The following is a 12,413-nucleotide window of genomic DNA, read 5'->3' as shown; positions in this document are numbered from 1 at the left end:
CGGTTATTTTTCAGTGCTAAGATGGGTGAGAGCTTTTCTACCTTAATGTATATTTTGACAGTGTCTCTTATCCGCTAAAACGAGAGGGTTTTTGGCTGCGGGTGGGGAGGTTTTGCCGACATTTCGCGCATTTTTAAAGGTAGGCTACTCTCGATGGTTCTTGCGGAGCCGATTTTTTAATTTAACGGCTCCCCCAAACGAGACCCCTCCAGGGTGTGGACTTGGTGATGCGATATCCCGAAATTCCACGAGAAAACGCGAAATAACGCACTCAAATTTACTGGCACCTAACGTTCATTGCTATTTTTTTCGGAAGTTGTTCTGTACACAAAAGCTCACAACCAACCACAACAAAACCGCTGGATGATCAATCCAGTCTCTCCGTTAAGATTGCTCTGCCCATTATACTATGCAGCGTAGACAGTGTTGCTGCTTGCATCAGAATTATCAACCCCCGCTTCAAATTCACGCTTTGATCTATTAGAGAGATGCATTTCTATGAGATTAATAGCTTCTGTTTCAGACATACTATTAATAACCGCGATTTCACGAGCCATCCGTTCAAGAGCAGCTGTGTAAAGCTGACGCTCAGAATAGGACTGTTCCGGCTGTATATCCGATCGAAAAAGATCACGCACGACCTCAGCGATACAGATGAGATCTCCCGAATTAATTTTTGCGTCATATTCTTGGGCACGACGCGACCACATAGTCCGTTTAATTCGTGCTTTACCTTGCAAAATTTTCAGCGCGCGTTCGACAGAATCAACAGCAGACAGCTTGCGCATTCCAACAGAAATAGCCTTTGCAATCGGCACCTTGACGTCCATTTTATCCTTAGCAAAATGAATAACAAAAAGCTTCAATTTATGCCCTGCAACTTCCTGATCTTCGATCGCTATAATCTGCCCCACTCCATGGGTAGGATAGACGATATATTCAGATGTTGAGAATCCTTTAGCGTTGGAAGAATTGCTGTGTGGGGATGCCATATCTGAGTTTACTCCCTTTATGACTAATAAGTGTGCCAAAAAGCAGGCTCAAAGCCTGAGGCCAAACATTCTTTACCAAGTATATTACATTAATTCAGCGAGCGTAAAAGTTGACAACTTTTAAACGTGACAAAAGACACCCCGCTCCATAATCAAAAAAGCAAAGAAAAACACTTAGAAAAATAACTATACCACCCCGACAGTAACACTGAAAATTAAAAAAATCAATCAGTTCGCCTGGAATTTTTTAATTTTGCATAGAATGAGTCCAAACTTTTGCAGGCACGCAATTTACCCACAATTGTGCGACTGTTCACTCACCACTTCCGGGATTTTCTGAGAAATATTTTTCTAATTTATTAGGAATTCCATCCATTTCTTTCGCTTGAGGAAGAGGGTCCTTTCGGGTTGTTAAATTCGGCCATTTTGTTGCATAATGCAGATTGAGTTCTTGCCATTTTTCTAGCCCTGGTTCTGTATCAGGTTTAATGGCTTCTGCCGGACATTCTGGTTCGCAGACACCGCAATCGATACATTCATCAGGGTGGATGACAAGCATATTTTCACCTTCATAAAAACAATCAACAGGGCAGACATCAACACAATCAGTATATTTGCAGTGAATGCAATTGTCGGTTACTACATAGGCCAAGATCAAACTCCATTTTTCAATTTAATGCCCCTTGTGCGGAGGTGTGCGTGCATCTTTTTTATTTTTGAGTTGATCGCGCAGCGCAAGTAATTTTGCAAAAGGAGAATCAAGATCAGGAAGTTTTTCCTTTTGATATGACTCATGATTTTGACGTTTTTTGTAGGATCTATTGGGGTTTAGGGAACATTGAGTGCGCGATTTCGCCTTTTTGGAGGTGTTTTCACCCACATCGCCGTCCTTCTGAAAAGTTTTCCTATTTTTATTTTGCCATCCTCGCTCAGGTTTACCGCGGTTTTTATGAGAATTGTGGTTAAACTGATGATTATAACGCCATAGTAAAACAACCTTATCTTTCGTTCCCGTGCTTTGTTTTGCAAAGTTGCCTACGAGTTCTGCTTCAGGTAAAGGGCTTGCCGCGAGGAGTGGTTTTTCAGCGGTTGCAAGTAGGTCCTGTGTTTTTTCTTCGGCAGTTTTTATTGTATCCGTTTCTTGCCATTGAGAACCGACGCATTCTGCTGCGGGAACCTTTTTTTCTACTGCTGTGTGCGTATGAATGGAGACACCACCTTGGAGTAAATTCTGCTCAAAAGTGGCACTGCTGCACGGATATGATTGATAGCCAAGTCCCTTGAGAATTTCTTCCATATCATCTGCATTAGCACCAAGAATAGACATCATGGTCGGTGTAGAAAAAAAACTCTTTCCATCGTATGCACCATCAGGTTTTGGTGTATCTCCCTGTTTCCAGTGCAAGGCAGAACGGATCAGATTTGCAAGGCGTTCCAAAATATCAATTCGTACGGCACGTCGTCCCAAAATTCTATAACCAGCTAATCGATAAAACTGGCGGTTGTAAGTGGGATCAACGACAAGGGAAGTCCGACCTGCAGCCAAGGCGGCTAAAACTTCATCCAAGCCTGTTTGGTCTTTATCTCCATTTTGGAGGTTCCACAAAAGTGTGATAGCTTGAGCCGCAGCCGGTTTAAGCATTGCTGCGACATAGACGTGGAAAGCTCCAAAGCGAACACCTAGTCTACGTAACACTGCCCGCGATTCCTGGTCAAGATTCTTGACAACCTCAGCAATTTCTCGACGAGGTAAAATTCCTAAAGATTTAATAAGCTGTAAGGCAAGGCCGCTAGTTGAAGCCGTCAAACTGTCAGCATTATACAAGTCAAATAGTGGTTTTAAGGCTGTTTCAAAATGAAAGGTTACAAAACGCTCTAAGCGCTGTACGACCTTTTCATGAGCTTCTCCCGTTAATTGAGAATCTGCCAAAAGAATAAGTTTCGGCTTTAGAAAATCTTCTGTTGCGGCTAATTTTCCTACTGGCTGGCCGGTCCAGCGCACAATTGCGTCAGAACCGAGCGTGAAATCCCCGTTCGCGGAAGCGCAAAAACGCGCTGCACGCTTTACGAAGGCTGTAACCAAGTTTTCGTCATTTACCGGATTTTGCGCATCACTCGTTTGATTAGTCTCACTATTTTGGGCATAAAAACGAAAACCTTCGAATCTGCCACTTCCTTGTCTTTCAATAAGAATATCATCCTGAAGAACATCACCCTGTTGAATAATCTTGCTATCCATGATCGCTTTCTTTCTCAGCACCGTATCAGTAAAACGCTTATCCCTGACAACTCTATGAATTGTGCTGTTCCCTTAGCACGTTTGTTGTGCTTGCTTCAATCATTCTTGTTGTTTTTTGATACTTCTTTTTGCCACTTTTATTTTGGGACTTTTATTTATTTATTTTGGTTGTCTTTTATATATTGCACTCTTTGGTTGCAATTAAAAATAAAAAGTATTAGAAGTTGGAAACATAAAGTCAATTATTCGTTCCAAGAGATAGGTCAATTGCTCGTCAAATAGGGTGGGCGTGCTTTCGCGGGTCGCGTGGTTTTCCGTTGTTTGTGTAACGAAGATATGGGGGAAAAGCCCTCCGGTGGATCCTGAAGAATCTGAGGGAAATGTCTGCATTGCGGCTGTTTCAGCAGTTTATTTACACCTAAAAGTAGTAAGTTTTACAATCACAATAAAAAAACAATTGCGATTATAAAAATACACGTTAAAGTAGCGATTATAAAATAAACAACTTTTACGTTCTTTTTGGAGAGAACGGTGGTGTCATTGCCAAGTTAATTTTAGTAATTTTGATCGCAAGGGGTTATTGATGAGTAATCTTGTAGGTGCTGTTTATAAAAACGGTAAAAATTATGGCGATGCGGATAAAAGCTTGGGACGCAATATGATGCGTTCTGCCATGCAAGCGCCCTATCTTGAGCGGCAAAAAGAGCATGATTTAGCTCTGCGGTGGAAAGATAAACACGATGACGAAGCTATGCATCAAATTGCAGCGGCTCATATGCGTTTGGTGATTGCGATTGCCAACCGTTTCAAGCGTTTCAAAATGCCCTTAGGGGATTTAGTCCAAGAGGGTTATGTGGGTCTACTGGAAGCGGCTGCGCGCTTTGAGCCTGATCGGGAGGTCCGTTTTTCGACTTATGCAACATGGTGGATACGTGCTTCTATCCAGGATTATATTCTGCGAAATTGGTCAATTGTTCGGGGAGGAACCAGTTCTTCACAGAAAGCGCTTTTCTTTAATCTCCGTCGGTTACGAGCTAAATTGGTGCAAGATGATAGCGCCCTGACGAAGCAAGATATTTTTCGCACAATAGCCGAAAAGCTTGGCGTTTCAGTTCGCGATGTCGAAACGATGGATTTTCGTTTTTCTGGTGCGGATAATTCATTAAGCGTTTCTGTTTCTGACACTAGTGAAAATTCTGTTGCTAAAATGGATGCTCTCGTGGATGAAAATCCACTTCCAGATGCTCTAATTGAGCAGGTTATTGACGGTCAGAGACGTACACAATGGCTCTATGAGGCGTTACAAATTCTCAATGAAAGGGAACTAGAAATCATACGTTTTCGTCGCTTAAACGAGGAAAGCGCTACCCTAGAAGTTTTGGGTGAAAAATTGGGGATATCGAAGGAAAGAGTGCGTCAAATCGAAGCACGTGCTCTGCAAAAATTGCGCTCTGCGTTGCTTAGCGCCAATCCACTAGAGGCTTATGAGGTATAAGCGCTTTTGGGGATTTTTGTGCGCGAAACGAAAGAGTTCACCTGTACAGGTGGAGGCGGGATGTAGTCGTGCCAGCGCGGGGATGTAGTCAGGGTAGCGGGGGGCATCAGGGACCCAGGAAATTGGGTGGTATTTTCTTATTCAGATATAATTTTGACGCGTTCGCCTACGTGTAAAGTTTGGGTCGATGAGAGTGCATTAAGAACGCGAAAAAGTCTCTCTTTGTGTGTTGTATTTTGCATCTTTTGGGCAAGGCTTGCGACGCTTTCCCCCTGTTTAACGCGGACAATGCGGATTTTCAAAGGTTTCAGCCTGTTTAATTGTGATGGTGAGAGGAGATGAAAGCTTTGGATGATCGTTTTAGCAACAGTTTCGAAATTTTGGGAGTGGTGAGGTGCGGCAGTAAAGAAGCGAAAGATATGATTTTTGAACACAATCACCACCACATCAAATTGCCACTGTTCGTTAGCAGCGCGGGCACGAGCCCCAGGAAGTTTTTGTATCGTGATTGGATGTACGGATGATTCATCCAATCCCAGAATCCACCCGCTCTTCAAGTAATCACTTGCAGACATGTTGGCGGAAAGTGGGACAGCATCAAAACGAACTGCAATTTTGTCTGGGCTACTTGCCGAAAAAACGTTGGATGAGCTGGTTATTATAAAATGAGCTGGAACAGAAAAAGTTACGCCAAGTTGTGGATGGATAAACCGATTTTCGCGGACGTAACCTTCACGAAAATTTCCACCAAAAATCATACCATCAATGCTGTCTAGGAAATTGTCGCGACCCGTAATTTTGGCATTTTGTGTACGGATTTCACGCGCTTTTTTTATAGCGAGATGAATTCTCCGTGGGGTCGTTGGGTGTGTTGCCAAAAAATCTAATGAAGCGTTCATGGTGCCCGGCACACTTCTGAAAGCGCTATAGGCTTCCAGTGAACGTAAAAAGCGCGGTGATGCAAATGGATCGTATCCAGCGCTGTTGAGCATTTCGATCGCTATTGAATCTGCTTGCAGCTCCTGATTACGCGAAAACTGCGCCAGTTGCTGCTTGTCTTCGATAGTGTTTTGGTGTCTAACCCCAGGATGTGACGACAAATCTTGAGAATTGCGGTTTGCTAGCCTTAATTCTGCTTTTTTTTGTAGGCGCAAAACGCCATGATTGGCTATAATGTGTGCTATTTCATGGGCTAGGATCGCAGCGACTTCCGCGGAATCATTAGCTAGCGCCAACATGCCGCGTGTTATGTAGATATAACCGCCCGGCATGGCGAACGCGTTGACACTTTCCGAATCCAAGGTCGTAACATGATAATCTCGGTCAAAGTTTTGTGAAGCAGCAGCCAATTTACACATAATTTTTCCCAACATGCGTTCAAGCTTGGGGTCATGATACGCACCTCCATATGTTTGCAAAATACGCGGATGTTGTGTAGCACCTAATGTTGCGTAGGCATCGTTTCTACTGGTGCGTTTGATCTCTTTGGAAGAGTTCGAAGAAGAAGGCATATCATTTTGGGGAAAGGGCATGTAACAGGCAGAAAGAAGAAGCACCAAGCTTATACAATTACAATGTGCTTTGCAGGTTTTGGCACGAGAAAGAAATATTCGCCGAAATAATTTGATGCTCCTGGTCACTATATACCTCTCTCATTGGTGGAAGCGTCGGATAGATTTGTGCGTAATTTTTAATTGAACGAGCTTGTTAGGAAAGATCCCTCTGATTGTATCATAATGATTAATCATAAAAAATAATACGGAAGAAAGCATTACGAAAGGTACAATATGTCATGACAACGTTTACAATATTGCTAAATGGGGACATTTGTGTCACCGATCGCTTGCTTAACCAAATTCGCGATAGCCGAGTGATTGCCGCAGATGGTGGAATGCGTCATGCGTCTGCGCTGAATGTGATGCCTGAGTTGTGGTTAGGGGACTTTGATTCATCTGATTATGATTTAACACGTAAATATAGCGGTGTTCCCCGCGAAGTTTATCCTCCCGATAAAGATATGACTGATAGTGCACTAGCGTGCGAGAAAGCTTTGCAAAGGGGCGCTAAAAAGCTCATTTTATGTGGTGCTTTTGGGGGTGATAGGATCGATCATAACCTTTCCCATATGACACAAGCACTTGTGCTGGAAGAAACAGGTGTCCCAACGTTGTTAACCAGCGGTGATGAAGAAGGGTGGCCTATCTTGCCCGGGCCCTTTTCGTGTGACCTACCTGATGGTTGTCTTTTCAGTATCATTGGCTTTTCTGATCTGCAGGGATTAACTTTATCGGGGGTGAGATGGCCAATCGAAAGGAGAAATGTGTTTTTCGGGTCCTCTTTGACACTTTCTAACCGTATTTGTGGAACTTTTTCTTGTCATCTGTGTTTTGGAAAAGCTATATTGTTAGCGTCTGTACCTGTTCCACCAAGCCCTTAGAGCTTGCGTGTGAGAGATGAGGAGGGGGCAGTAGTCTGGTGCTGATATAAGCGGTACACCTTATAATTTTTGTCTTCAAAGGAGAGATTTTGTACATGTTAAAATCAATTTTAAAAGCGGCAGCTGTATTAGCTGTAGGTGTGAGCTTGGCAGCTTGCACTGCGAGTGAACAGCGTGTTGCGCGTTATGGTGTTGGAGGGGCTGCGTTAGGCGCTTTAGCAGGAACAGCAATCGGTGAAAGTACTCCAAATTCGGCGCTTACTGGTGCGGCGGTTGGTGCTTTCGCGGGGACAGTAACAGGTGTTGCTGCAAATCAGAGAAAACAGCAAAAAGATGCTATAGCTCGCCATCACATCCTGTCTCAGCAACTGCCAATGTGCACTTATCGCACGCAGTGGGGGCGTACTTACCAGGCTCCTTGTACGCAACAGATTCAGATTCGGACACCCCAGTTGTGTACTTATCAAGGTAGAGGGGGTGTCTTGTATCAAGCACCTTGTCATCGACGTTGACAGCAGTGCCGCTTTTGCGGCTCGATAACGTTGTCTTAAACTTCGGAACCGTTTCCTTGCTCGATCGGGTTTGCTTATCGATAGAGCAGGGTGCGCGTGCCGCGTTGGTGGGGCGCAATGGCTGTGGAAAGTCAACGCTATTGAAAATTGCCGCTGGGATGATAGAGCCGAGTGAGGGGGAGGTTTTCTGTCATCCTAGGGTGACGGTACGTTATGTGCCACAAAATTCTGATTTTTCAGAAGATGGAGATCAGGATATTCGCGCTTATGTGGAAGCAGGTTTTGATAATGCACCTGACGCGCAATGGATAAATATTCTTCTCCAGGATCTTGGTTTTTCAGGAGCCGAAAAATTAACAACGCTTTCTGGTGGTGAGAAACGGCGCGTTTCGTTATTGCGGGCAATTTCTGTGAAACCAGATGTTCTTCTCTTGGATGAACCGACCAATCACCTTGATTTACCAACCATTGAATGGCTTGAAAGTGTACTGCGTTCTTTGCGTTCGGCAGTTTTGGTGATTTCACACGATCGACGATTTTTAGAAAATGTTACGCGTTCAACGGTATGGCTTGATCGGGGTGTGGTAAAGAGGCTGGAAAAGTGCTTCTCAGAGTTCGAGAGTTGGCGTGATAAGGCCCTGGAAGAAGAAGCTCTGCAACAGCATAAATTAATTCGGCAAGTTGCACGTGAAGAACAATGGTTGCGCTACGGAGTAACAGCACGGCGAAAACGTAATGTACGGCGTCTGGGGGCTCTAAAAGAATTGCGAGAAGCACAAAAAACTCATAAAGGCCCTTTAGGAAGTGCGCTTTTTTCGGCTGCCAAAAGTCATGATTCTGGTCAATTAGTGATTGAAGCAAAGAAAATTTCAAAACGTTATGGCGATCATATAATTGTCAGAGATTTATCTTTGCGCATTCAGCGCGGTAATAGGATTGGTTTGGTTGGTCCCAATGGCATAGGAAAGACAACATTGCTTTCCGTTCTTATTGGAAAGGAAGCAGCCGATAGTGGGACAATCAAATATGGACACAACCTATCTACGGCACTGCTTGATCAACAGCGTATTTTAAGTGAAGAGGAAACTGTAGCGCAGTATTTAACGGGTGGTAGAGGAGATACTCTTTTAATCAATGGAAAAGAGCGGCATGTTGTTTCCTATATGAAAGATTTTTTGTTTTTGCCTGAGCAAGCGCGCACACCACTCAAAGAATTATCAGGCGGAGAAAGAGCGCGCCTAATGCTTGCTCGGCTTCTGTCACGACCTGCAAACTTTTTGGTTCTTGACGAACCAACCAATGATTTAGATATGGAAACACTAGATTTGTTGCAAGAATTTGTTGCCGATTTTGCTGGAACAGTGTTGTTGGTTAGCCATGATAGGGATTTTTTAGACAGAACGGTGACTCACATGTTAGCGCCGCAGGGAGGTGGTCGTTGGATTTTGTATGCTGGAGGCTATAGTGATATGATGGCACAATGCAAACAAGACACGCCATTGCAACGTAAAGAGCTGCCAGATCTCTGCGCACAGGGCCGTATAAAGCAAACTTCTATTCCAGAAAAAAAAGCACAACGCAAGTTGTCTTACAAGCAGGTTTATGCACTGAAAAAACTGCCTGAACAAATTGCAGCTTTGCAGAATGAAATTAAAGAAATCGAACGAGAACTCTCTGATCCAGCACTATACTGCCGCAACAAAAATCATTTTGAGCGTTTATCGACAGCGCTGGATGAGAAGAAAAACTCTTGCATGCAAAAAGAAGAAGAATGGTTAAATCTTGAGCTTTTACGCGAAGAAATAGAAGAGGAAGCGCGCTCGCGCTAACTCATACCGAGTGCATCTTTATAAAGCTGGATGATTGCTTCTTCTTCGAGTCGTTCATGGTCTTCTTTTTTACGCAACCGCACAATGTTCCGCACAGCTTTGCTGTCAAAACCAGACCCTTTAAGTTCGGTATAAACCTCCTTGATATCGTCAGAAATATTTTTTTTCTCTTCTTCTAATCGTTCTATACGTTCGATGAAAGCGCGTAATTGATTTGCAGATACGGCATGTGTTTGATCAGTCACTGCGTCCATTGTATTTTTCTCCAGATTATATGTTTAAAGCTGTTTTTTGCTATAAATTCACGTTGGGGATATTTGAAAAACAGAAAATAAATCAAGCTGTATAATTTTATAATCAACCTTTAGACTGACAATAGAATTCTCATGGGCTTTTATAATCAAAGTAACGATGACATAAGATAGTTTTCCTCATTGATTCTCTAGCATATCGATGAGATGACTGCCAGAAAGCCTCAAACTGAAAAAATTAAAATCTTAGCAATTGTTCATTCTCCTTGTTTAAATCAATCAATAATGTACCTCGAAATAATTTATGTCCGCTCAAATTACTAATACTCAGAGAGAACAGCTCCACCTTCTAAAATAAATTTCTAAAATAAATATGAAGGAGAATATTTTAATTTTGTGGGTGGATTTTTAGCATTTTATGAATGAGATTAAGCTTCACAATTGTTATTTGATACTGATCAAGATTTACACAAAATTTTTGTTACGCATCAAATTTTTCTGCTTTCATTGTATTTTAAGCCGATAATTAACGAATGTGTAGAGCTATGAAATAAAAAATATGCTATTAAATTTCGTAATACACACATTGACAAAAGGGTAATGAAAAGCAAAAAATGCAGAATGTATTTGCGCACGTATACAAGGGACCTTAAAAAAAGCAAAAAAAGAGGTATATATTCTATTTGTAGTTTACGTCATAAGGGTGTTTTTGTGGTTTCCAAAGAATGGGAATGGGTGTTTCTGAGAAGATATAAAACTTTCCTCCTGGGTTCTCTTCTCTCCATTTTGTTTGTTAATTGTGCAAAAGCGGATTTCCGAGTTTGTAATACGACGCAGCAGCCTGTTGGTGTTGCTATTGGCTATCGCGCGTTTTCAGGTTGGGTAAGTGAGGGATGGTGGGTTATCCCGGATGCGGGGTGCAAAACTTTAATTGAAGGCGCTCTGTCTTCGCGATTTTATTATTTTTATGCAGAGGGTGCACAAAAAAAAGGTGGCTGGCTGGGTCCCGTGACAATGTGTGTACAAGATAGCCAGTTTGTTATCCAGGGAGTCCATGATTGTTTTGCCAGAGGTTTTCAAAAGGCGGGATTTAAAGAAATCGATACAGGCAATCAGACCAGTTGGATAGTGCAGTTGACTGATAAATCTTTGTTTGATGATTCGGTCCTGCATTCTTCCGCTTTTCCAGGAGTTTCTCCGCCGTGAAATATGCACGCAAAGTAAAAATTATCGCTACTCTTGGTCCTTCTTCTTTTTCCGTCTCGATGATCGAAAAGCTTTTTGCAGCAGGAGCAGACGTTTTTCGGCTTAATATGGGGCACATTGATCGTGAAATGATGTGCGATTTGGTAAAGAAGATACGCGATATCGAAAAAACTGTTTGTCGACCGATCGGCATTCTTGTGGATTTACAGGGACCAAAATTGCGGATTGGCCGTTTCTCTAAAGGACAGGAGAATTTGGTTGTTGGGCAAAGCTTTACGTTAGATGATCGCGATGTTCTTGGTGATGCACAGCGTGTTTTTTTTCCACACAGAGACGTTTTTGCAGCCGTAAAACCAGGGGATCGGTTGTTGATTAATGATGGAAAACTGGAACTGCGTGCTGAAGAGTGTGATAGTCATTATGTCCAGTGTCGCGTTGTTGCCGGTACCTATATTGCTGACCGAAAAGGGGTAAGTTTTCCCGATACAGTTTTGCCTTTTGGTTCGATAACACTAAAAGATCAAGGCGATTTGCAAGCTATTTTAGAACAGCCGGTTGATTGGGTTGCACTTTCTTTTGTTCAGCGTCCCGAAGACATTACGGCAGTACGTCAGCTGACAAAAGGCAAAGTATCTTTGATGGCTAAGATTGAAAAACCCCAGGCTTTGGAGCACATAGAAGAGATCATTAATATTTGCGATGGTATCATGATTGCGAGAGGGGATCTCGGTGTGGAAATGCCATTGGAGAAAGTTCCTGCTATCCAGATGGATATTATAAAAGCGTGTCGTCTGGCAGGAAAGCCTGTTGTGGTAGCTACGCAAATGCTTGAATCAATGATTGCTTCACCTGTTCCAACACGAGCGGAAGTTTCTGATGTGGCTACAGCTGTTTACGCAGGTGTAGACGCTGTGATGTTGTCTGCTGAATCTGCATCTGGCCTCTATCCTGAAGAAGCTGTGTTAATGATGGACCGAATTGCGCGTCAAATTGAACAAGATCCTAATTATGCGGCCATGATTAGTGCACAGCACCTTGTTCCAGAGTCGACAGGAACAGATGCAATTTCTCTTGCTGCGCGTCAAATTGCTGAAACACTTCAATTAGCAGTGATCGTCGCTTACACAGCTTCGGGTAGAACGGGAGTACGCGCGTCACGTGAGCGCCCTAATAGACCAATTATTGCACTATCACCAATCGTAGAAACAGCGCGGCGATTGGCTTTGGTTTGGGGGCTTTATTGTGTGGTTACGGAAGATGCTCGTGATTTGGAGGATATGGTCGACCGTGCGGCAGCAATATCTTTTCGAGAAGGTTTCTGTTGTGGCGGGGATCGGTTTCTTGTTACGGCGGGAGTTCCGCTTGGAACGCCCGGTGCTACAAATTTATTGCGTATTGCTTCTGTTTCTCAAGACGGAACAAAAGGTGTCTAACACCTGCTGCAGTTTACAC

General features: G+C 43.1%; 11 protein-coding genes. 6 read left to right on the top strand and 5 right to left on the bottom strand.

Features of this window, described 5'->3' with window-relative positions:
• Nucleotides 1-407: 407 nt before the first annotated feature.
• The 3 genes from WCP75_RS02385 to WCP75_RS02375 form a co-directional block, all read right to left on the bottom strand.
• Entirely contained in the window at nt 408-992 is a 585-nt protein-coding gene (locus WCP75_RS02385; protein ID WP_336276653.1) for a CarD family transcriptional regulator, read from the bottom strand.
• 313 nt (nt 993-1,305) lie between these two features.
• The gene (fdxA, locus tag WCP75_RS02380; RefSeq protein ID WP_336276652.1) at nt 1,306-1,644 is read right to left on the bottom strand and encodes a ferredoxin FdxA; all 339 of its coding nucleotides are present in this window, start codon (nt 1,642-1,644) and stop codon (nt 1,306-1,308) included.
• Nucleotides 1,645-1,665: 21 nt separating this feature from the next.
• The gene (locus WCP75_RS02375; RefSeq protein WP_336276651.1) at nt 1,666-3,231 is read right to left on the bottom strand and encodes a hypothetical protein; all 1,566 of its coding nucleotides are present in this window, start codon (nt 3,229-3,231) and stop codon (nt 1,666-1,668) included.
• 583 nt (nt 3,232-3,814) lie between these two features.
• On the opposite strand from WCP75_RS02375, the gene WCP75_RS02370 reads away from it, so the two are divergent.
• A complete protein-coding gene (locus WCP75_RS02370; RefSeq protein WP_336276650.1) occupies nt 3,815-4,726 on the top strand; it encodes an RNA polymerase factor sigma-32 in 912 nt (303 codons plus the stop codon).
• Nucleotides 4,727-4,863: 137 nt separating this feature from the next.
• Here WCP75_RS02370 and WCP75_RS02365 read toward each other — a convergent pair whose 3' ends face one another.
• A complete protein-coding gene (locus WCP75_RS02365) occupies nt 4,864-6,258 on the bottom strand; it encodes a M48 family metalloprotease (RefSeq protein WP_336276649.1) in 1,395 nt (464 codons plus the stop codon).
• A gap of 260 nt (nt 6,259-6,518) precedes the next feature.
• On the opposite strand from WCP75_RS02365, the gene WCP75_RS02360 reads away from it, so the two are divergent.
• The 3 genes from WCP75_RS02360 to WCP75_RS02350 all read left to right on the top strand — a co-directional run bounded on the left by WCP75_RS02360 (nt 6,519) and on the right by WCP75_RS02350 (nt 9,504).
• Entirely contained in the window at nt 6,519-7,163 is a 645-nt protein-coding gene (locus tag WCP75_RS02360; RefSeq protein ID WP_336276648.1) for a thiamine diphosphokinase, read from the top strand.
• A 95-nt stretch (nt 7,164-7,258) separates the two neighbouring features.
• The gene (locus tag WCP75_RS02355) at nt 7,259-7,675 is read left to right on the top strand and encodes a YMGG-like glycine zipper-containing protein (protein ID WP_336276647.1); all 417 of its coding nucleotides are present in this window, start codon (nt 7,259-7,261) and stop codon (nt 7,673-7,675) included.
• Nucleotides 7,672-9,504: an ABC-F family ATP-binding cassette domain-containing protein gene (locus WCP75_RS02350; protein ID WP_336276646.1), complete on the top strand. Its 1,833-nt coding sequence runs from the start codon at nt 7,672-7,674 to the stop codon at nt 9,502-9,504. Before WCP75_RS02355 ends, WCP75_RS02350 begins: the two co-directional genes overlap by 4 nt.
• On the opposite strand, the gene WCP75_RS02345 is transcribed toward WCP75_RS02350, so the two are convergent.
• Complete coding sequence (locus tag WCP75_RS02345; protein WP_336276645.1) at nt 9,501-9,758, bottom strand: DUF2312 domain-containing protein; 258 nt, start codon at nt 9,756-9,758, stop codon at nt 9,501-9,503. The genes WCP75_RS02350 and WCP75_RS02345 overlap by 4 nt on opposite strands.
• 669 nt (nt 9,759-10,427) lie before the next feature.
• On the opposite strand from WCP75_RS02345, the gene WCP75_RS02340 reads away from it, so the two are divergent.
• The gene (locus tag WCP75_RS02340; RefSeq protein WP_442894941.1) at nt 10,428-10,961 is read left to right on the top strand and encodes a DUF1036 domain-containing protein; all 534 of its coding nucleotides are present in this window, start codon (nt 10,428-10,430) and stop codon (nt 10,959-10,961) included.
• Nucleotides 10,958-12,394 carry a pyruvate kinase gene (gene pyk, locus WCP75_RS02335; protein ID WP_336276643.1) on the top strand — a complete coding sequence of 479 codons (1,437 nt, stop codon included), beginning with the start codon at nt 10,958-10,960 and terminating at the stop codon, nt 12,392-12,394. The genes WCP75_RS02340 and pyk overlap by 4 nt, the downstream gene beginning before the upstream one ends.
• The last annotated feature ends 19 nt before the right edge of the window (nt 12,395-12,413 follow it).

It is taken from the genome of Bartonella numerosa (genome assembly GCF_037070845.1).
Taxonomy (GTDB): Bacteria; Pseudomonadota; Alphaproteobacteria; order Rhizobiales; family Rhizobiaceae; genus Bartonella.
Note: the sequence above shows the minus strand (reverse complement) of the source record. Positions and strands in the feature narration are given on the sequence as shown.

Bases quoted from the DNA above. Each gene is read 5' to 3' on its own strand.
- WCP75_RS02385 (WP_336276653.1), bottom strand. From the start codon at position 992: ATGGCATCCCCACACAGCAATTCTTCCAACGCTAAAGGATTCTCAACA.
- WCP75_RS02345 (WP_336276645.1), bottom strand. From the start codon at position 9,758: ATGGACGCAGTGACTGATCAAACACATGCCGTATCTGCAAATCAATTA.
- WCP75_RS02370 (WP_336276650.1), top strand. From the start codon at position 3,815: ATGAGTAATCTTGTAGGTGCTGTTTATAAAAACGGTAAAAATTATGGC.
- WCP75_RS02355 (WP_336276647.1), top strand. From the start codon at position 7,259: ATGTTAAAATCAATTTTAAAAGCGGCAGCTGTATTAGCTGTAGGTGTG.
- WCP75_RS02375 (WP_336276651.1), bottom strand. From the start codon at position 3,231: ATGGATAGCAAGATTATTCAACAGGGTGATGTTCTTCAGGATGATATT.
- WCP75_RS02360 (WP_336276648.1), top strand. From the start codon at position 6,519: ATGACAACGTTTACAATATTGCTAAATGGGGACATTTGTGTCACCGAT.
- WCP75_RS02365 (WP_336276649.1), bottom strand. From the start codon at position 6,258: ATGCCCTTTCCCCAAAATGATATGCCTTCTTCTTCGAACTCTTCCAAA.